This window comes from Gilliamella sp. B2923, from assembly GCF_026536565.1.
Taxonomy (GTDB): domain Bacteria; phylum Pseudomonadota; class Gammaproteobacteria; order Enterobacterales; family Orbaceae; genus Gilliamella.
Genome location: NZ_JAFNNZ010000001.1, coordinates 377808 through 398657, shown reverse-complemented (window position 1 = coordinate 398657; position 20850 = coordinate 377808). Strand labels below are relative to the sequence as shown.

The following is a 20850-nucleotide window of genomic DNA, read 5'->3' as shown; positions in this document are numbered from 1 at the left end:
AATTTTATTTTTTTTACCAGAAAAACAGAATCTCCACTATTTTTATACTGAAACGTAGTATATTTCTGAAACTTCTTAACATGATCTTTTTAAAGATCTTTTAATTTAATAAAAGGATCTCTCGACAACCGTCATCATTATATATGATCTGATAAAATTGAGGTAAATTGAAATTTACCGAACTGCTAGTGGTAAAAGTAAAACGATCATCAGATAAAACGTAAAAATCATTAATCGCTTTTACCATGTTTTCTTTGGTACCATTACAATTACGATATATTTCAACTTGATTATGTTCATTGAGAATATAAAGGTCAAATCCTGTATCAGTATCTTCAAAAAAGAACTGAATAATCCCTACATATGCGACAGTATCTATCTCTTTTGGCAATTCATTAGTTTCATCGAGCATATTTAGAGGTCGTCCCTGAACTTTATTATTGGATACTGCACCATAAAAATCAATAGCGTTTTCAAATTGATGAAACGAAACCCCAAGCCGTTCAAAAAATAGATACCAAGATTGACCATCGATTCTAAGCGGTTTAACTTGCGTTAGGTTATTTTGAGTTGTTGTCAAACGCAAATCAATACACTCATCCATTAATTTTTTTACCTGCGTTTTAATTTCATCACTTAAAAATTTGCTATAACAAAAGATTTCGATTGAATCAGGTAAATCAGCATCTTTATGCATGCGATTAAGTAGCGCTTTAATTGCTTCAAGTACACACAGTGCACCATTAAAATGTAATACTCGTATTTCATTCCATGAATTTCGATATAATAAATCAATCGAACCAATCAAACTTAATTCTTCGGTGCCATAATTTAACACATTTGTGCCGATCTCGTTTTCAAATGCAAGATTTGAAGTTGGATCATTTTCAAGATTTAACATAATGGCTAAATGGCGGATTTCACAAGGCCCGTAAAGCTGCTCTTCGGTTGCTGCCGGCACATCAATTGGAAAATAAGCTTTTAGATCTGCAATCAATTGGGTAATTTTTCCATTATCTCGCTCATCACCGTCGTAATAATAAAACTCAGTCGAGTCAGAGATTAAACCATTGAAATAGCACCAACCGACAAGCTTAACTAAATACTTGCTATACTCTAAATATTGATGCCCAATAATCGATACTAAAACAGGCTGTTGCTTAAAAATATACCAACCCGCTCGATTTATTCTATCTTCTTTAACATGAATAAAGGTTAAAACATTTTCTTGCAAATTATCAGAAATATTGAGTTTTAACGCTGTAATTTTACCCGGCAATACCTCAAATGATGCATACAGTTTGCGAGTAAGTATGGCCAAATCTTGCGGGCTTATGCGTGAATCTAAATTATTTCGACGACCAAAATTGAGTAAGTTACGATACCCTGTCATCATTGTGTGTAAAAGCACTTCATGGACTTCACGCACTTGCTCGATTTTCCACGATTGATAAGCATCTAATTTAGCAATAAGCGGTTTTCCCCAGCCCCATTGTTTGACTAAATCATCGAGCACTTTTCGCCGCCAAGATGCTGTTTGCGTTGGAACGGATAAACTTTCATTCACTTTTAAATAAAAGCACTGCCTTACTAGTTCCAATCGTTCGAAATCTTTCAGTTCAATCAAATAATCAGAGATCCTTTCTAACAGCAATAAGTAAGAATCTAAGTAATTCCCTTTATGGGTTTGAGACTGTTGTATACACTCTCGCATTTGAAAAGCAATAGGTCTATTTTCGGGATAAATCCAAGAATAGGCTTCAAGTAATAACGTTTTCAACACCGCTTTGAACGGCGAATCAATACTTTTATAAAGTTGCCATAAGCTAGCACCAAAATACTCTTCGGCTGATAATCCGGTTAATGGTCCAAAATCAATCCACTCTTCACGTTGAATAATTTTAGAATCAATTAAGCCTTGCACGCAGGCTTCATAAGTTGGGTATTTTGTATCATTGATTGTGAAATTAGCAGGAACAGCAAACCATAATAAAAATTTACCCGCAAGCAAATTGGCAGAGCGGTAAAACTCTTCAAGCAGTAATATATGTTGTGCTGATCCACAATTTTCACCCATTAAACATTCATGATGCTTATTAATAAAACGATCAACATCAACCACAAAGAGTGTCAATTTCACATCAAGTTCTTGAGCCCATTGCTCTATCAAACGACATTTTTGGATTAAAACTTGCTTTCTTTTTTCAGATAAATTATTTTCTACACAAACCCAAATATCGAGATCAGATGTAACTGATTGACCTATTGAGCAAGTACTGCCCATTGAATATAAAGCCGATATGTCAGAGCGTGGATTTATTTCAGTTGCAGTAAAATTGAAATCAACTTCAAGTTGCTCAGCCGTCTTATCGGGAATTTGATAGTAAGTAATGCCGGACGGTACTTCTTGATTAATGTAGCCGGGTAAATTTGGATGATGATAATGAAAAAGAGCCGGTAGTAAAGAAAATACTCGTTGGAATTCCACCGACATACCACTTCGTGCTCGTTCGTGTTTCAGTAAAGCAAGATCTTTAAGTTCTTTTTTTATGTTTTTAATATAGTATTGCATAGCATTATTCAGGTGAAACACATTTACTACTAACGAACAACTTCAATCTAATATTTGCCTATTATAACGTAAAAACAATGTAAAATTAAAAATAAAACAAAATAAATATTATGATCTCAATCGAAAAAATAGCTCACATTTTAAAAAACACCAATTTTCAAAAAGAAATCAATCATAAAGCAGCAATATTGATTCCAATTGTTGAGATCGATGATCAATTACAATTGCTGTTTCAAATTCGATCCAAAACGCTAAAATGGCAGCCGGGCGATATCTGTTTTCCGGGTGGAAAAGTGGAAAAAAACGACTTAACACCCCAAGATACCGCAATTAGAGAAACCAATGAAGAGCTCGGTATTAATACCAATCAGATCACAATTTTAGGTCAATTACCAAAATTTATAGCCAGTTTAGGAATGGTTATCTATCCCTTTGTTGGTAAAATCGATTCGATAAATAATTTACAGCTCAATACAGATGAAGTTGAAGATATTTTCACTGTACCTATTCAATGGTTTATCAATAATTCCCCGAAACAAGCAACCATGTTAGTCGGTCATAAGCCGGCTAATGATTTTCCTTTTGATTTATTACCTAATCGATCAACTGATTGGCAAAAAAGATCTGAGCATCGAGTCTATTTTTATCAATTCCATAATCACGTTATTTGGGGATTAACTGCTCAGATCATCCAAAATTTTATTCAAACAATTAACACTAATCGATAAAATTTGGTTGATTATTAGACAGTATTTTTCCTTGAAAATCACTTAAATTATCTGTAATTTTTTTGCAATTTATGCGAAAAAACATTTTTTTAATATAAATATCTTGATTTTTAGCCTAATAATCATATATATATAATATAAGTTGTTTAACAATTCCCTCATGGACAACTTATTGTCTAACGCTTTTTATAAGTAGACAAAGACAAAATCCGAGAGTACTTAAAGTAAATCTCTCTCATTTCTATGCCGTAATATCTGCCATTAAGTAAGCGTTAAAGATTGATTATAATTTTAACCTAAATATGAAGGATACTAACATGAAGCATCTTAATAAATCATCTATCGCTCTAGCCTTATTATTATCTTTACCTGTTGCAAATCTTTATGCAGCGGAGCCTTTAACTGAGCAACAAAGTGAAAACTTAATTCCATTAAAAGAAATTTCAGTGACAGGTTCTTATTTACAAGCACAAAACGCAGCTGATGACATTTCTAGAGCAGCTGATGAAGCAGGCGCAAAATATTATCATATCAAAGCGATTGAAAGCGCATCTGCTGGCGACTCATCTGATCGAGCCATTGTTTATGCCGACATCTATTTACAAAATGCCCCTATTGCCGTTAGTAAAGAGCCAATTACACATAATAATGTCGTAGTTTATTCTCGCTCTAAAGCCCTTTATTACCTTCCATTTGAAGTTGTCAAATTCAAAGGCAATTACAACAATACATCTGAAATTATGGATGAAGCAAGTAAGCTTGCAACTGAAAAAGGTGCTTATGCATTTTATGTAGATTCAATTTCAGCGGCGGATACCAAAAACCGTGCACAAGATGTTGATGTATTACTTTATAAAAAAGATGCACCAGTAAGAAACTTCATCGTAACTAAAGCAATTGCAGGTCAAGATGCTTACGAAATTAGCAGTGATGCATTTAAAACAATGCAACCTTATGAAACCATTACTTTCCATGGTGTCTTTAATAACACCAGTGAAATAAGCGCTGCTGCTCAAAAACATGCTATTGCTAACGGTGCCCATTTCTATTATGTCAAAGAAGTTTCAGCCAACCGCGCAGGAACTGCACAAACAGTATATTTAAATTTATATAAATAAGTTTAAATAAACAAACTCCACAAGCGACATCAATAAATATCGCTTGTGGACTTTTTTAACGCAATTTAGTTTTATCTATCAAATCCGCTTGTATATTCCTACTCACAAAACTTCTTCATTAATTAACTTTCATCTGTCAGCCTATAAACTCAGTCCGATCATGCATCAAATCCAGATAAGTAATAATGAACTTATTCGATACCTAAGTTATTTGAACTATGCTTAGTTTGCCTAAAATTAGCGATATCCTATTCGGACCAATACAGAAATATAAAAAGAAGGTTGAGTAATAATTGTATATTGAGAGATTCAAAGCAGATTAGAAAATATTTGCATGTGGTAAAAATGGCTGGGGTACCAGGATTCGAACCTGGGCATGGCGGGATCAAAACCCGCTGCCTTACCGCTTGGCTATACCCCAATTATAATGGAGAAGAGATATCTGGTACGGGTAGTGAGATTTGAACTCGCACACCTTTCGGAACTAGAATCTGAATCTAGCGCGTCTACCAATTCCGCCATACCCGTAAAGGAATAACCAAGAATGTATAAAGCAAAGACAAAACAGATTAGCTAATAGATATCAAAATATGCAGATTGGAATGGCTGGGGTACCAGGATTCGAACCTGGGCGTGGCGGGATCAAAACCCGCTGCCTTACCGCTTGGCTATACCCCAATAAGGATAAACATTAAGATTAAAATGGTGCGGGTGAAGGGACTTGAACCCCCACGCCTCGCGGCGCCAGAACCTAAATCTGGTGCGTCTACCAATTTCGCCACACCCGCATTATATACTTTTAATAAAGTAAACTTAATCTTAATGGTGGCTACGACGGGATTCGAACCTGTGACCCCATCATTATGAGTGATGTGCTCTAACCAACTGAGCTACGTAGCCATTTCATTCGCAACGTCATAACCAACACTGCGAGGCGCATTATGCTTGTGTTAAGCCAAATCGTCAACCCTTTTTTTTAGATATTTTAAAAAAAAGTCGCAACTGATTAAGATGCAATCAAATCCAGTTTAATAACGCTTCAATTCGTCTTTTTTGTAACTCAACTTGAATAAACTTTCCTGCAAAGCCTTCTGCAATAATATCTTGCACATTGACACTACTAGCGATTTTATAAGCGTCTTTAAGATATCGAGCTTGAGTAAACTCCTTGCTGGTTGCATAAGCTTGGCCAGCAGCAATCAGTTGATTAAGATGCGCCGGATTTCGCCAAACATCAATACTATTGAATAAATCATTAAGTTGTTGCGCTGTCAGTTTGTCAGCACAAACGGCACGATTAATGTTTTGTTGCACCATAATAGCTGTCTTAGAAAAGTTATTTGGCGCTTTAATGTGTGAACATAATGCCTCAACAGATTGACGTGTTGGCATCTTGGCACATAACACAGCAAAACGCACCACAAGTTCGTCAGTAATTAAAGCTGATTGTTTCAATGCCGCTAAATTCGCTTCAGAGAGTGTTAAAGGTGTAAACAAGATTGATAGCGCCCCACACTGTTTTAGAACTTCAAAATAGATTTGTGGATTTTGGGTCGCTAAAGCCTTTTCGGTCTCTTTCCAAACACGTTCGGGTGTGAGGGAATTAACCTCGCCCCCCTGCACCATCTCAACCATTAAATCTTTAGTCTCTTGAGCAATGGTAAAACCTAAATGAGCATAACGAGCAGCAAAACGAGCAACACGTAAGATACGCAAAGGATCTTCTCGAAAAGCGGGGGAAACATGGCGTAATAATTTATGATTGAGATCTTCAACACCATGGTAAGGATCAACTATATTGCCGTTTTCGTCCATTGCAATAGCATTAATGGTCAAATCCCGACGAATAAGATCTTGTTCTAGGGTAATTGTTTTATTGAAATCACAGATAAATCCGGTATAACCTTTACCGGATTTTCTTTCGGTGCGAGCTAAAGCATACTCTTCTTTTGTGACAGGGTGTAAAAAGACAGGAAAGTCTTTACCCACTTGCTGGTAACCTAATGATAAAAGTTCATCGGGTGTTGCACCTACAACCACCCAATCACGATCCGTCACCGGTAGATTTAACAATCTATCCCGTACAGAGCCACCAACAAGATAGATTTTACTCATTTAGCGCATCCACCGATCTTTATTGCGTCGACGAGGAATAATATGAGGTAAAATAAGCCCCAAAATTAAACCGCCACCGGCAACAAGTCCACCATAGGTGAACCATGTGACAATCAGATCACGGCGCTTGTCATCAACTTGATTTAACATTGATTCAAGTTGAGTTTCAAGCTGTTTTGATTTTGCTTCAAGTGCTTTATTTTTATTTTGCAATGTCTCAACTAATTCATCAGAAACTTGTAGTTTTTCAACATAGCTTTTAACCATATCTTGTTGATGTTTTTCTGCATTTTCGACTTTATCTTTATATTCAGCAAGTTGGGCTTCTAATTCAGGAAAACGCTCTTTATAACTAGGATTTTCGCTCAATTTTGCTGACTCGATCCAAGCAGAACCACCATTACGAGTCTGAATTCGTGTATATTTACCGTCAGCACTTTTTTCTAATTCAACAACTTTATCGCCAGCTTTAACCGAACCAGAAAAAGCATAATTAGAGCTCGGTCCTCGACGTAAATAAACATCTACATTGTCAGATACATATTTATCGACAGCATTGGCACTAAAGACTAATGTTAAAAGCGAAACAAAAGTAATAATATTCTGTTTTTTCATGATATTTCTGCTATTTATTCATAATTGTTACATAATAACATAAAAAATAGGCTTTTCGCATAACCATTTAGAATAATTATGAATAAATAGATAATAATATTTCACTTAAAAAATGAAACCGATTACATTTTATGAGATCTTAATCACAAAATTAATAATTAATAATACTATTTTAGTTCAATTTTCATTATCTTATACCCGTGATGTGATTAACTTTGGGAGAAGACATGAACTATCATCTTAGAAATAATAATATCGATATTATCTTACGCACTAAACCTTATGCAGAACTTTGTTATTTTGGTAAACGGTTACATGACAAATCACCGGATGCGATAGATATGTTTATACCTGCGGTGCCTAATGCGCGTATTGATGTTGACGTACCTTTTACGCTTAGCCCCGAAGAAGGCTTAGGTAATTTTAGTACCCCCGGGCTTGAAGGGCATCGAAATGGTCAAGATTGGTCACCTGTTTTTGTCACCAAAGAAGTTAAAACATCCGGTAATGACATCACCATAATCAGTGAGGATAATATTGCAAAACTCCGGTTAACTAGCAGATTAATTTTGGATGATAGCGGCGTTTTGCAGTGTCAAAATAGTCTGACTAATTTAGCAGATGAACCCTATCAAGTTAGCCGTCTATCAGTAACACTACCTATTCCGGAACGAGCGCAGGAGCTAATGGCATTTAGTGGGCGGTGGATTAAAGAGTTTTTCCCACACCGAACAAAAATAGAACATTGTGGATATTTACAGGAAAACCGCCGTGGGCGCACATCGCACGAATATTTTCCGGGAATGGTTGTAGGCGCAGAAGGATTTAAAGAACAGACTGGCGAAGTTTGGGGAATTCATTTGGGTTGGAGTGGTAATCACCGAATTCAAGTCGCCGTAAAAAGTAATGGTAAACGTTTTATTCAAGCAGAAGCTCTCTACTATTCAGGTGAGATATCTTTAGCGAAAGGAGAAACACTCAGCACGCCTTGGCTATATGCGACTTATAGCGATGAAGGCTTAAATAAAATGAGCCAAAATTTTCATCAATTTTTACGCCAAAATATCATTAAATTTGTACAAAATAAACCACGTCCGGTACATCTTAATACTTGGGAAGGGATCTTTTTTGACCATAACCCGGATTATATTATGCAAATGGCAACCAAAGCAGCTCAAATGGGCGTGGAACGCTTTATTATTGACGACGGTTGGTTTGGTAAACGAGACGATGACTATCAAGCATTAGGTGATTGGTATTTAGATGAACGAAAATACCCAAATGGTTTAGAGCCTGTAATTAAACATGTTAAAGATCTCGGTATGGAATTTGGTATCTGGGTCGAACCGGAGATGATCAATAAAAATTCTGATCTTTATCGGGCTCATCCGGATTGGTTACTCGAGTTACGAGGTTACAATCAACCAGAAGGGCGACATCAATATTTACTCGATCTACAAAATCCAGCCGTTTTTGATTACCTATTGGAAAGATTGACTTGGTTGCTCAGTAGTTATGATATTGATTACATTAAATGGGATATGAATCGTGAAATCGTTCAAGCTGGTCATGAAGGCTACCCGGCAATTGTCGGACAAACAAAAGCACTTTATCGATTGATTGATATCTTACAACAAAAATTCCCTCATGTTGAAATTGAATCGTGTTCATCAGGTGGTGGGCGTATTGATTATGAGATATTAAAACGAACTCAACGTTTCTGGACTTCAGACTCTAACGATGCCTTAGATCGACAAATTATTCAACGTGGTATGAGTTATTTCTTCCCTCCAGAGGTAATGGGGGCGCATATTGGTGGTGCATTATGCCATACAACTTTCCGTCAATTACACATGAATTTACGGGGCTTAACAGCGTTATTCGGACATATGGGCGTTGAACTAGACCCGGTTAAAGAGTCAGACGCTGAGCAACAAGGTTTTGCGCACTATATCAAATTACATAAACAACTTCGGCCATTACTGCATAATGGTAACAGCGTTCGTTTAGATGTGGACGATGCGCCAGCTATGCAAAGTTATGGGGTTGTCAGCCAAGACCAAAAACAAGCCGCTTTCATTGTCGCACAATTAGCACTACCAACTTATGCATTAAGTGGTAATTTACGTTTAACAGGTTTATTACCGGATAAACAATATCACATTGAAGTGTTAGATATGCCGGATAATATTGATCCAAAAATTAGTGGTCATGCAATGAAAGTATTACCAAAATGGATGGAGCAACAAACCATATTATCTGGAGATTGGTTAATGAATATCGGATTACCATTGCCAGTTCTAGATCCTGCTACGGCAATGCTGATAAAAGTAACAGTTAAATAATATGACTTAAAATCCATAACTTAGCATTTATGAAAAAAAGGGGAAATGGTGAAAATATCCACGTCCCCTTTAATAACTTATTTTTACTGAAACGATTCAGGATTAGATAGGGTTTGGCAAACTTAACGTTTTGCCTTATCATGCATAGTGAAGTCACATATTTGGAGTAATATGTTTTACAAACAGAATCAACTTTAGGATGCAAGTAAAATGATTCAAGTGCAGGTTCCCCTTCCGCTTTACTAGCCCTTTTTGTTTTTAATCGTTGGTAGTCTACAAGCTCTATATTGACAAATAATATACATAAAAACATAATTTTATAAGAAGTAATTAAATAAAGGGTCTTTTTTATGGCGACAATAAAAGATGTTGCACAATTAGCTAAAGTATCTGTTGCAACAGTATCAAGAGTGATCAATAACGCAGACAATGTCAGTGATAAAACACGTGAAATTGTGAAAAAGGCCATGGAAAAATTAGACTATTATCCAGATGCTAATGCACGTGCATTATCCCAGCAAAATTCAAATACAATCGGTATTGTCGTTGCGGATGTCTCTGATCCTTTTTTTGGCGCTATGGTCACAACAATTGAGAAAGTGGCCAAACGAACAGGAAACTTTTTATTAATTGGTAATGGATATCATCAAGAAGAACAAGAATACAATGCTATCACACAGCTCATTGAACACCGATGCTCATCACTGGTTGTCCATGCTAAAGTTTTGCCAGATTCTAGATTAATAAAGTTAATGCAACAAGTGCCGGGCATGGTTTTAATTAACCGAATAGTAAAAGGTTTTGAAAAACGTTGTATCGCTCTTGATGATCGCTATGGGTCATATTTAGCGGTTAAACATTTGATCCAAAATGGTCATCGTCAAATTGGTTATTTATGTTCTAATCATGAAATATCTGACTCATCAGATCGATTACAAGGTTATAAAGACGCATTAGCTGAACATAATATAAAAGTTGATGAAAATTTAATTACTTTTGCATCACCAAATGAAGTCGGTGGCGAGCAAGCAATGATGTCATTACTTGAACGCAATCGTCAGATTACCGCTATTGCTTGCTACAATGACTCCATGGCAGCAGGTGCAATGTCGGTTTTGTATGACAACGATATTAAAATTCCTAACGAAGTTTCGATTATTGGTTTTGATGATTTATTACTAGCACGGTACTTACATCCAAAATTAACCACTGTTCGCTATCCGTTACAAACTATGGCTGAGCAAGCTGCTGAACTTGCCTTGTTATTAGCTAAAGGCGAAGAGCCTCCGACTAATCTAGTTAATGTATTTGTACCTACATTAACCAAACGCTATTCAGTTAATTTTATTCAAGAATAAGTTTAAATTTTCCTATTTCCTAAAATATAAATATCATCTGAACAATTTGAGCAAAGCAAATTAACCTTGTCATTGTTCAGATGAAATTTTTTTGATTTTAGCCGTAATGACTAAAACCAAACTTCAGTTTGAACACCAAAACTCAATTGATGATCTTTACCGTTAAAATCAAACTTACTTATATCATTTTGCAACGATTCAATATAAGAGACATAAAAACGGATATCCGGTCTGGAAGATAAAATACTTTTTCCAACTTTAAAAGAGTGATAAAGCGTTGTTTTATATCCTTCCTCTCGATAAGTTTTGTTACCCGCTTTATTCTTCTGTTTGAAATAACCAATCTCTACACCACTTTGGTTATAATTATCCCAGATATAAGCAGGTCGAATTGCTGATTTGAAGCTGCTAAAATCGGTGTGCGGTAAATTAAGATCATAAGAATAAACATCATTACCTGTGGTTAATGCTAATGCATGAGCAACAATAACATCATCACTTAAATAAGCCTCACCTTCAGAGACTAAACGGTACGCTTTACCGCCAGTATGTGTGCCTATATAGTCATTATCAGCATTAGCCGCAAACTCAGGGTTATTCGTATTAATATTAGCAAAATGCGAAGCAACCGAATTGGTAGCCGTTTGTAAAGTAAACTGATTAAACCCGCCAAAGAATTGATTTTGGCGTAAAACTAAACTTGCTAACCAAGCATTTTTGACAGACACACTATCTTGAATTTTCGATTTATTCGGCGCTGAATAACGTGCATTAACACCGAGCGTTGCATCATTCCACAGCGGGATATCACGGTAACGAATCTCTATTTCATTCAAATCAACTTCTTCTTTTTTATATTGGGTTAATTCATTCCCCTCACTATCAGTTCCAATTACTTCTTTTTTGCCATTTCTAACATTCACATCCGCTCGAACTAATGCTAAATCAAGTGCGCCGACACCCACTTTGAGATTTTCGATACCGATACCACCACCGGCAGGGGTTTTTTGTGTTTTCCAGTCTAACATCTGGATTTCGTTATAAGGTAGAGAGTGTTTACCCACCCAAAGTTTTGCTTCAGGAAAGAAAGGGACAAATCCTGTAGTTTCCAAATAAATATCAGAAAACTGCATAATATTATCATCTTGAGTATTAAATAGCCCTGCTGCTTTATTCGTTGCCACATTTCCGTCAATCATAACAATGGCATCAACTCGCCTTGAATCTTGATCATACACTTTTTGCTTAAAGATAAGATCATACCAACCACCATACTCATTACCAAATCGACCTAATGCCCCTTCAGCATAGTTTTTAGGTTTTCCGTTTCTGGAAGTTGACCATCCACCACGAAAATAGCCGTTATAAGAAAAACCAATTTCTTCTTTAATATAATCTTTAAATTCGTCTAAAGTGAAAGCCGTTTTCACTGGTTGATCTACTTGTTGTGTAGCTTCGCCATTGTTACTCACAATAATAACTTGATTATTAGCATTAACCTGTTGCGGTGGAATGACTGGCGTTTGTTGTTTAACAATCGCTGTTGATTGACTATCTTTAAGGGCTTTTTTCTGATTGTTTATTACTACTTGTTGTTTTTGTAGATCGCTATTTAATTTTGCAATTTGTTTATTTGATGCTATTACTTGTTTTTTTAAATCATTAGACTCTTCACTAAGTGCTAATAATTTCTGCTCTAATACAGCAAGCCTTGCTTCTAACTCATCTTGAGTAGCAGCCATAGCATTTGGCAAATAACACAAACTTAGCAAAGTCACTAAAACGATTCGTTTAAGTTTTACTTTACATACTGTTTTTGTTGAATTTTTCATTTTTTCCTACTCATTTATTTTGCTGAACAATTAAAAGCCCCGTAAATTTGGGACAAAAAAAAACCTAAAGAACAGTTTTCGCTGTTCTTTAGGTTTTGCCCGATAATATATGCTCGGTAACAATCCAAATCCATTTATGGACGCTTTTTAATATAACGAATAAAAATGGTTATTCAAAAACTTATTGCCAATATTGTGAACTATATCACAGTAATAATTTTTTTGTTGTTAGCAAAAACTGGAGGTGTAATCGCATATTATTTTTGAAGATAAAAAACAACTAACAATCTTATTTAATGAAAATGTATGCGATTACATAAATGTTAAGTTGATCACTGTTTTTGAACGTTGGTTATTTATAATTAAAGAGATTTAAAAACGTATATGAATTAACCCAAAATTGATAGCTTAAGAATAAGTGGAGAATATATGAATCCGTCTTTTAATGAAATTATAAACCGACATGATTGGAATAATTTATCCGTTTTGAGTATTAACAAACTTGATACGCACCCCTTATTCCATAGCTGGCGAGACAAACAAAGTGCGAAAAACAATAGCCATAGTAATGCAATAATATCGTTAAATGGCGATTGGTTTTTTAGCTACTTTACTAGTCCAAAACTTATCCCCGAATCGTGGTTAAAAAAAGAGCTCGATACCACAACCATACCTGTACCCTCTAATTGGCAATTACAGGGTTATGATTCACCGGTTTACACTAACATTCGTTACCCTTTTGCTTATAATCCTCCCTTTGTGCCCGAGGACAACCCAACAGGCTGCTATTCAACCTATGTTGATATAACAAAACAGTGGCTAGGTGAAGGTGAAACAAGAATCATCTTTGACGGCGTCAGTTCAGCTTTTCACCTTTGGTGTAATGGTCATTGGGTTGGTTATTCACAAGATAGTCGAATTGCTGCTGAATTTGATTTAACACCATTTTTAAAAGCAGGTAAAAACCGCATTGCGGTATTAGTTTTAAAATGGTGTGACGGTAGTTATCTAGAAGATCAAGATATGTGGCGATTAAGTGGTATCTTTCGTGGCGTTTCATTACTTAATAAACCGAAATCGCATCTTCGAAATATTGAAATTCAAACTCAATTTGATGATTGTTATCAAAATGCTAATTTATCACTACAAATTGATGTTAAACATCACGGTGATAGCGAGTTATTAAAGGTCGATATTGAATTATGGCAGAAAAATACCTTAATTGCCGAACGTCAACAATCAATCGGTACACCGTCGATCGATGAAAAAGGCGGATATAATGACCGTTTATATTGCCGCATCCCCGTTACCAAACCGCAGATATGGAGTGCTGAAACGCCCAATCTTTACCGTGTGGTTGTCAGCTTATATCACAAAAAGAACGGATTAATCGAATCAGAAGCTTATAATGTTGGTTTTCGCACTATTGAAATTAAGCATGGGCAACTTTGTATAAACGGTAAACCATTACTGATAAAAGGAACTAATCGACACGAATTCTATCCGGATATGGGTTATGCACTCACCGAAGAAGCCATGTTGCAAGATATTAAACTCATTAAACAGCACAATTTTAACGCGGTTCGCTGTAGCCATTATCCCAACGATCCTCGCTGGTATGAACTTTGTGATCAATATGGCCTGTATTTAGTAGACGAAGCCAACATTGAAACGCATGGTATGTTTCCAATGTCCCGCTTATCTGATGACCCAAGGTGGCTTGCCGCTTACAGTGAAAGAGTCACTCGCATGGTACAGCGAGATCGCAATCATCCATCTATAATCATTTGGTCGTTAGGTAATGAATCGGGACATGGAGCCAATCACGATGCGCTTTATGCTTGGATAAAAAGTCATGATCCCACTCGTCCGGTTCAGTACGAAGGCGGTGGTGCGAATACAGCTGCTACCGATATTATTTGCCCGATGTATGCAAGAGTCGATCAAGATCAACCACACCCTTACGTCCCTAAATGGGCGATAAAAAAATGGATTTCAATGCCTGATGAAAAACGCCCTTTGATACTCTGTGAATATGCCCATGCTATGGGTAATAGCTTAGGCGGATTTTTTAAATATTGGCAAGCATTCAGACAATATCCTCGATTACAAGGTGGTTTTATTTGGGAATGGGCTGATCATGGCATTCGTTGTCATACTCAATCTGGTGACAGCTATTGGGCTTATGGCGGTGATTTTGGCGAAGCATACCATGACAGACAATTTTGCTTAGACGGTTTAGTTTTTCCCGATCGCAAATTACACCCAAGTGTCATCGAGGTAAAAAAAATACAACAACCTTTTCAATTTAAATTAATTAATCAAGAACCACTAATAATTGAAATTACCAGCGAATACCTATTCCAACATAGCAATAATGAAGTTTTGCACTGGGAATTATCGTTAAGTGGTAAGAAAAAACTAAGTAATAAAATTAAACTTGATATTAAACCAACTGCCAGCGTATCGATCACTTTATTAGATAAATTACCTCATGATCTTAATGATGAAGACTTACATTTAACCGTACAGGTGATACAAAGCAAAGCGACATCTTGGTCACCCGCTAAACATATTGTTGCATGGGAGCAGTGGAAATTAAAGAATAACTACATTGCACCGATCGCATTTGTACCGAATAAAAATCAACTCAAATTGAGCGAAAATCAAGATCAGTATGTGATCAATTTTCAAAATCAAGTTTGGCAATTTGATAAACAAACCGGGCAATTAAGTCAATGGTTAAAAGCCAATAAACCATTATTAGCCGCCCCTTTTGCTGACCAATTTATACGAGCTCCGATTGATAATGATATTGGTATTAGTGGTGATTTTGACAGTAACAATAACCCGTTTGCTTGGGTTGAGCAGTGGAAAGCTTCGGGTTACTACAATCTTTCCCACCAATGCTTAGGTATTGATGTTACTCAATCAATTGATAAAATTGTTATTGAAGCTTTGCACGGCTACTATGTCAAAAACCAGCGAGTCATCCAAAGTAGGTGGTTACATCAATTTGATTCACAAGGTAACTTAACAATATCGGTGCACGTTGATATAAACAATGATATGCCGGCACCTGCCCGTATCGGTCTGACCTATCAATTAAGACAGATACCAAAACAGGTGAAATGGCTAGGTTTAGGACCTCATGAAAATTACCCTGACCGTAAAAGTTCGGCTATTTTTGCCCAGTGGTCATTACCATTTTCAGCACTCTACACCCCATATATTTATCCATGCGAAAACGGTTTACGTTGCGATGTGAAGAAATTGCAACTTAATGACATGATTATCACCGGTCAAAAGTTCAAATTTAATATTAACCAATACGGTACCAAACAACTAATGGAAACATCACATCGCCACTTACTCGAACCGCAAACCACCGCTTATGTGAGTATCGATGCTTATCATATGGGTATTGGCGGAGATGACTCGTGGACACCTAATGTTCATCAAGAATATTTACTCACGGATAAACATTATAGTTATCAACTGGTATTTAGATGTTGAGATAAGCCGATTTTGACCAAATAAAAAGGCACAATTTTTGTGCCTTCTAACTACCTTTTACAAATCTACCACTTGATCATAACGCCGAGTAAATCATGAAAGATAATGGGAAAAATAAAAGGATATTGGTTATGTCAGCACTAAAATAATAAGTGAAAATTAGTGCATACACTCAGTTTTTTTAACAATGCGAATCTTGACCGTCAAACAGCTCATCGAGCTTTTCAATAAACTGTTGATGAGGTAAATGGAAGAAAACACCTTGTTCAGGCATTCCACGCAAAAAGAGATAATAAACACCACCAAAATGGTCTTGATAGCGATAATTCGGTAAACGGCTTTTTAAAAAACGGTGTAGCGCTAAACAGTAAAGTTGGTATTGCAAATCATAGCGATGTTCACACATCACTTGTTTGATAGCATTTTGATCATAAGCTTGTTCGTTTTCACCCAACCAATTTGATTTATAATCGATGATATAGTATTTCCCTTCGAACTCAAACACTAAATCAATAAAACCTTTTAGCATGCCTTTAATGGTTTCAAAATCAAGTTCGGGGCACTGCAATGATAACTCATCATACTGTTTACATAAGTTATCAAATTGCTCGCTGGTCACCGCTTGACGTATCGGCAAATAGAACTGTAATTCATTGATGCATTTACCATTTAATAGATTCATTAAAGTAGCACCTTTTTGATGAAGTTCAGTGGTTAACACTCGTTCAATCCAAGTCGTTATGACCGGCAACCAGTTGTCTTCTAAATTAAGTTTTTTGAGCATATCACCGCACAATTGGTTGATATTAGTGGGTGAAATATTTTCCATGATTTTATGTAACAAAGTACCAACATAGGCACCCTTAGGAAAATGGTGAATATCCAACTGCGTCTCTGCGTAAGTAAGATTGTCGATTGATTGTTCTTGATCTAAATCCCAATTACTAATCACATTTGAATTATATGGTAAAACCGTATAGTGTTTTTGCAACTCACTATAGCTAGTCACTCGCCAGTTAGTTGTAAATTTACGCTCAAAAACATTTGCGGATAATGATTCATTCAATGGTTGAGTTGAAATATATTGCTTAGTTGAAATTGGCAGTTCAACATTAACCAAATGAGCAAAATTACCTACTGCATTTAAGTCATCTTTCAATAGATAATTGATTGCAGATTGGCTTTTTTTCAAAGCGGCTAAACCAATACTACAATGATAAACCGATCTTGTCATAGCAACATATAACAGTCGTAAATCTTCAGCTAAGCGCTCATCTTCTATCTGCTGTTTAATTTCATCGGTCAACTGCCAGGCATAGGTTGCTCGATAGTCGTTAGATTTATCATGATAAAAGCGACTGTCAGAGACTCGAAATTGCGCAATAAACGGTAACCATACAAGCGGAAATTCTAAACCTTTAGACTTATGAATGGTAATAATTTTGACCAAATTTTCATCACTTTCCAAACGCTGTTCATGATTTTCGATATTAAAATCCGGATTAACAATTTGTTTAGTCAGCCAACGTACTAAGGCGTAAGGGCTGTCTAATTCATCTGCGGCTTCTTGCAATAATTCGCCCAAATGCATAAAGTTAGTTAATATTCGTTCACCACCTTCACTAGCCAAAATATTTTCAGCCAAATGGCGTTTTTTCATCATACGGCGTAACATAACTAAGACGCCATAATAGTGCCAAATGATTTGGTATTGTTTAAACTCCTCAATTAAGCTTTCCCATTTATCTTGATCATCGCTAATTTGCTCAAGTTCTGCCATGGATTGCCCGAGTAATTTGGTCATTAATGCTAAGCGTAACGCTGATTCATTTTCAGGCATGAGCACTGCTTGTAATAAGCATAGAACTTGTTGCGCTTCATCGGATAGAAAAACGCTAGTGCGATTTGATAAATAGACACTTTTGACACCACTTTGATGCAACTTTTGTTGAATAATTTCAGCTTCTCGCCCGGTACGAACTAAAATAGCAATATCAGCTGTCGATACTCTACGTGGCGCAGTTCCATCATGAATTGATATCGATTGATCAGTTAACCACGCCACAATTTGCTTTGCACAGCACGATGCCATATATTCCTGATATTCGGTTTTCGTTGTCACTTGTTCAGGCAATAAATAGGCAGTTAACGCATTGGTTGGTTGACTATCGATAAGTAGCGCTTTTTGCCTATTACGCTCAGCACTATCCATGTTTAGAAATGGGATATTTTCAAAAATAAATGGATTATCATGATTGGCAAACAGCTGATTTACCGCTTCAACCATTGATGCTGATGAGCGATGATTGATGTGCATCGTAAAATGATTTTCACCAGTGGATTGCTTCGCTTTGAGATAGGTAAAAATATCAGCCCCCCTAAAGCTATAAATCGCTTGTTTAGGATCGCCAATAAACAGTAAACCAGTATCTAAACTATGTTTAGGATAGATATAATCAAAAATTTTGTATTGCACCGGATCGGTATCTTGAAACTCATCAATCAAGGCAACACAATATTTGCTGGCAATATTTAATGCTAATCGCTTACCATTTTTAGCGCGTAAAGCTCGATGAAGTTGCCATAGCAGATCATCAAAACTCATTTCTCCACGTTTAATCTTTTGGTAATAGATCCCTTTTTGAACAATTTTTACTATATCCATTAAGATTAAACTACGTAAGTTGAGCACACTATTGCACAGTGCTTCAATCTGTTCAAAAATTGGATGGGTCGGTGCTGTTTGGCCTTTATTGGTTTTTTCTAACAAAACAGATTGGCAAAATTTTGAAAGCTCTGTTGGTAAGCCAAAGGTTTGTGTAGCTGTTTGTGCCCAAGATGTGATCTTATTTAACCAATTAGGTAAATATCGACTACTATAAGATTTCTTATTTACCCCGGATTGGGTAATAATATCCGACAATTGGTTAACCGAAGTAAGCCACGCTTTTTTAATAGCATCAATTTTTGCAAAATTTTGCTGATAAAACGCTTTGATCTTCTCAATTAGTTCCAGTTCTTCATCATTTGAATCATCTAACTCAACATTTAAATAAGGCGTTAAATCGGCTAATAGTGCCGTTGGATCTTGCCAAGTTTCAAGCACTAAATAAGCTAGCGATTTATCTAGTGGTATAAAATATTGGCGCCAAAAATCTTGAATTACATTTAATTTTAGTTCGTATTCATCGGCAATCAAAGATTGTTCAAAAAGAACACCCGATTCAAAAGCATGGCTGGTTAATATACGTTGACAGAAGCTATGAATTGTATAAATAGCCGCATCATCCATCGATTGTTGCGCTTGAGTCAACTTTTCGATAGCAATATGTTTATTTTCAATAAGATCGATTAATTGTTGATAAATCGGATCTTGATGCTTGCCTTCAATTATGGCTAATTTTAATTCCTGAATATTTTGTCTGATACGTGAGCGTAGTTCTTGTGTTGCCGCTTTGGTAAAAGTCACCACTAATATTTGACTAACATCGAGCGGTTTAGGATAACTGTTTTCCCCAATACCAAGCAACAATCGTAAATAGATGATTGCAAGCGAATAAGTTTTACCCGTACCAGCCGACGCTTCGATCAGCGTTCGACCAGTTAAGGGTAAATCAAATAGATTGAGTTTTTTTATTCCGGTTGATGAAACCATTCAAGTTTCCCTGCCGCATTTGAAGATAAATCAACGCAAGCAATAGCTGCTGTCGGGAACATCGGGGGCGATACTTCTGGACACAGTTCATTAACCAAATAGCCCACTAATGGCAAATGCGATACAACTATAACATTTTGACATTGAGTCGATGCAAGAGCAGTTAATAAATCAGCGATATATGACGGATTACCTCCCGGCACTAAATTCTTTTCAGTTTCATTTTTTGCCACAAAAACTTGAGATGACAATTGTGCAAAGGTCTGCTGAGCACGTAAATACGGGCTAACTAGTCCTAGGTCAAAACTAAAGTCCTGCTGTTTAAGCCAAAGGCCTGCTTGCTTTGCTTGCTTTTGACCAAACTCGGTAAGTGCACGGCTAGCATCTGATGAAGCAGAAAAACCTGCTTCACCATGTCTGATAATACAAACTTTCATTTATATCTGATTAGCGTAATTTTAATTGAAAAATTAAACACTCAGCGCCACAACAAAAGGTGAACTTAGCTGTTAATTTAAAACCATTTTCAACTTTATCAATGCTGCTATTGATTTCGCATGGTTCTGAGGCAACATCATTAGCAGCTTGAGTTAATGATGCCAATTTAGCTTCAGCTTCTGATTGCGTTGCAAAAACATGCTCGTACTCAGCGCTACAATCTTCATTATCAATGATTGTACCCACATCAACACAACAACACGCTGGCGTGTCGTTGGCTTTACATTTATTTAAAGAATCTGTCATGCTATACCTCTGTTATACCGATTAATTTGCTATTAGTATACTCTCAATCAAATCTAAGGGCAAAATTCTCAAGTATTTTACCCTATCAATTTGTTTGCTTATTAGCGTGGAAGATTGCCAAAAATTAGCTTAATCGTGCCAACCAAAAAATAGTCCAACTAAGCGCAATTAAGTATCCTATCGTGTATAAAGAAATTAAAAATCTCGTTCTTATTACTCAAATTTTTTGTACTATATATTGATAGTTATTTT

12 protein-coding genes and 5 tRNA genes are annotated in these 20850 nt (G+C 36.2%); 5 read left to right on the top strand and 12 right to left on the bottom strand.

Going from position 1 to position 20850, the window contains the following annotated elements; translation table 11 throughout:
- Positions 1–100 precede the first annotated feature (100 nt).
- Positions 101–2593, bottom strand: a complete 2493-nt coding sequence (locus J3U42_RS01730) for a class I adenylate cyclase (RefSeq protein ID WP_267335171.1) — start codon at positions 2591–2593, stop codon at positions 101–103.
- Between the two features lie 89 nt (positions 2594–2682).
- Here J3U42_RS01730 and J3U42_RS01725 point away from each other — a divergent pair, with 89 nt between their 5' ends.
- Both J3U42_RS01725 and J3U42_RS01720 read left to right on the top strand, forming a co-directional pair.
- A complete protein-coding gene (locus J3U42_RS01725) occupies positions 2683–3300 on the top strand; it encodes an NUDIX hydrolase (protein WP_267329761.1) in 618 nt (205 codons plus the stop codon).
- Positions 3301–3617: 317 nt separating this feature from the next.
- Entirely contained in the window at positions 3618–4418 is an 801-nt protein-coding gene (locus J3U42_RS01720; RefSeq protein ID WP_267329760.1) for a YdgH/BhsA/McbA-like domain containing protein, read from the top strand.
- Between the two features lie 346 nt (positions 4419–4764).
- On the opposite strand, the gene J3U42_RS01715 is transcribed toward J3U42_RS01720, so the two are convergent.
- The 7 genes from J3U42_RS01715 to J3U42_RS01685 all read right to left on the bottom strand — a co-directional run bounded on the left by J3U42_RS01715 (position 4765) and on the right by J3U42_RS01685 (position 7148).
- Positions 4765–4839, bottom strand: a tRNA-Gln gene (locus J3U42_RS01715).
- A 22-nt stretch (positions 4840–4861) separates the two neighbouring features.
- Positions 4862–4946 (bottom strand) — tRNA-Leu (locus J3U42_RS01710).
- A 75-nt stretch (positions 4947–5021) separates the two neighbouring features.
- Positions 5022–5096 (bottom strand) — tRNA-Gln (locus tag J3U42_RS01705).
- Positions 5097–5121: 25 nt separating this feature from the next.
- Positions 5122–5206, bottom strand: a tRNA-Leu gene (locus J3U42_RS01700).
- 35 nt (positions 5207–5241) lie between these two features.
- A tRNA-Met gene (locus tag J3U42_RS01695) sits at positions 5242–5318 on the bottom strand.
- Positions 5319–5435: 117 nt separating this feature from the next.
- Positions 5436–6533 carry a hypothetical protein gene (locus J3U42_RS01690; protein ID WP_267329759.1) on the bottom strand — a complete coding sequence of 366 codons (1098 nt, stop codon included), beginning with the start codon at positions 6531–6533 and terminating at the stop codon, positions 5436–5438.
- Positions 6534–7148, bottom strand: a complete 615-nt coding sequence (locus J3U42_RS01685) for a TIGR04211 family SH3 domain-containing protein (protein WP_267335169.1) — start codon at positions 7146–7148, stop codon at positions 6534–6536. It abuts the gene before it with no gap.
- Between the two features lie 227 nt (positions 7149–7375).
- Here J3U42_RS01685 and J3U42_RS01680 point away from each other — a divergent pair, with 227 nt between their 5' ends.
- Both J3U42_RS01680 and galR read left to right on the top strand, forming a co-directional pair.
- On the top strand, positions 7376–9493 hold the full coding sequence (locus J3U42_RS01680; RefSeq protein ID WP_267335167.1) for an alpha-galactosidase: 2118 nt from the start codon (positions 7376–7378) through the stop codon (positions 9491–9493).
- Between the two features lie 350 nt (positions 9494–9843).
- Complete coding sequence (gene galR, locus J3U42_RS01675) at positions 9844–10851, top strand: HTH-type transcriptional regulator GalR (RefSeq protein ID WP_267329756.1); 1008 nt, start codon at positions 9844–9846, stop codon at positions 10849–10851.
- Positions 10852–10961: 110 nt separating this feature from the next.
- Here the strand turns inward: galR and J3U42_RS01670 are convergent, their stop codons facing one another.
- Positions 10962–12683 (bottom strand): carbohydrate porin, encoded by a 1722-nt coding sequence (locus tag J3U42_RS01670; protein ID WP_267329755.1) that lies wholly within the window; start codon positions 12681–12683, stop codon positions 10962–10964.
- A gap of 429 nt (positions 12684–13112) precedes the next feature.
- Between J3U42_RS01670 and J3U42_RS01665 the strand changes: the two genes are divergently transcribed.
- A complete protein-coding gene (locus J3U42_RS01665) occupies positions 13113–16199 on the top strand; it encodes a beta-galactosidase (RefSeq protein ID WP_267335165.1) in 3087 nt (1028 codons plus the stop codon).
- 181 nt (positions 16200–16380) lie between these two features.
- Here the strand turns inward: J3U42_RS01665 and recB are convergent, their stop codons facing one another.
- Genes recB through J3U42_RS01650 form a run of 3 tightly spaced genes read right to left on the bottom strand, consistent with a single transcriptional unit; the run spans position 16381 to position 20598 of the window.
- On the bottom strand, positions 16381–19854 hold the full coding sequence (gene recB, locus J3U42_RS01660; RefSeq protein ID WP_267335163.1) for an exodeoxyribonuclease V subunit beta: 3474 nt from the start codon (positions 19852–19854) through the stop codon (positions 16381–16383).
- Positions 19833–20291, bottom strand: coding sequence for a phosphohistidine phosphatase SixA (gene sixA, locus J3U42_RS01655; RefSeq protein ID WP_267335161.1), 459 nt, complete (start codon positions 20289–20291; stop codon positions 19833–19835). The genes recB and sixA overlap by 22 nt, the downstream gene beginning before the upstream one ends.
- Before the next feature lie 10 nt (positions 20292–20301).
- The gene (locus tag J3U42_RS01650; protein ID WP_220217864.1) at positions 20302–20598 is read right to left on the bottom strand and encodes a YfcZ/YiiS family protein; all 297 of its coding nucleotides are present in this window, start codon (positions 20596–20598) and stop codon (positions 20302–20304) included.
- Between the last annotated feature and the right edge of the window lie 252 nt (positions 20599–20850).

Excerpts from the sequence above, each read along its gene's own strand:
- J3U42_RS01720 (WP_267329760.1), top strand. The coding sequence starts at position 3,618 with ATGAAGCATCTTAATAAATCATCTATCGCTCTAGCCTTATTATTATCT.
- J3U42_RS01680 (WP_267335167.1), top strand. The coding sequence starts at position 7,376 with ATGAACTATCATCTTAGAAATAATAATATCGATATTATCTTACGCACT.
- galR (WP_267329756.1), top strand. The coding sequence starts at position 9,844 with ATGGCGACAATAAAAGATGTTGCACAATTAGCTAAAGTATCTGTTGCA.
- J3U42_RS01725 (WP_267329761.1), top strand. The coding sequence starts at position 2,683 with ATGATCTCAATCGAAAAAATAGCTCACATTTTAAAAAACACCAATTTT.
- J3U42_RS01685 (WP_267335169.1), bottom strand. The coding sequence starts at position 7,148 with ATGAAAAAACAGAATATTATTACTTTTGTTTCGCTTTTAACATTAGTC.
- sixA (WP_267335161.1), bottom strand. The coding sequence starts at position 20,291 with ATGAAAGTTTGTATTATCAGACATGGTGAAGCAGGTTTTTCTGCTTCA.
- recB (WP_267335163.1), bottom strand. The coding sequence starts at position 19,854 with ATGGTTTCATCAACCGGAATAAAAAAACTCAATCTATTTGATTTACCC.
- J3U42_RS01690 (WP_267329759.1), bottom strand. The coding sequence starts at position 6,533 with ATGAGTAAAATCTATCTTGTTGGTGGCTCTGTACGGGATAGATTGTTA.
- J3U42_RS01650 (WP_220217864.1), bottom strand. The coding sequence starts at position 20,598 with ATGACAGATTCTTTAAATAAATGTAAAGCCAACGACACGCCAGCGTGT.
- J3U42_RS01665 (WP_267335165.1), top strand. The coding sequence starts at position 13,113 with ATGAATCCGTCTTTTAATGAAATTATAAACCGACATGATTGGAATAAT.
- J3U42_RS01670 (WP_267329755.1), bottom strand. The coding sequence starts at position 12,683 with ATGAAAAATTCAACAAAAACAGTATGTAAAGTAAAACTTAAACGAATC.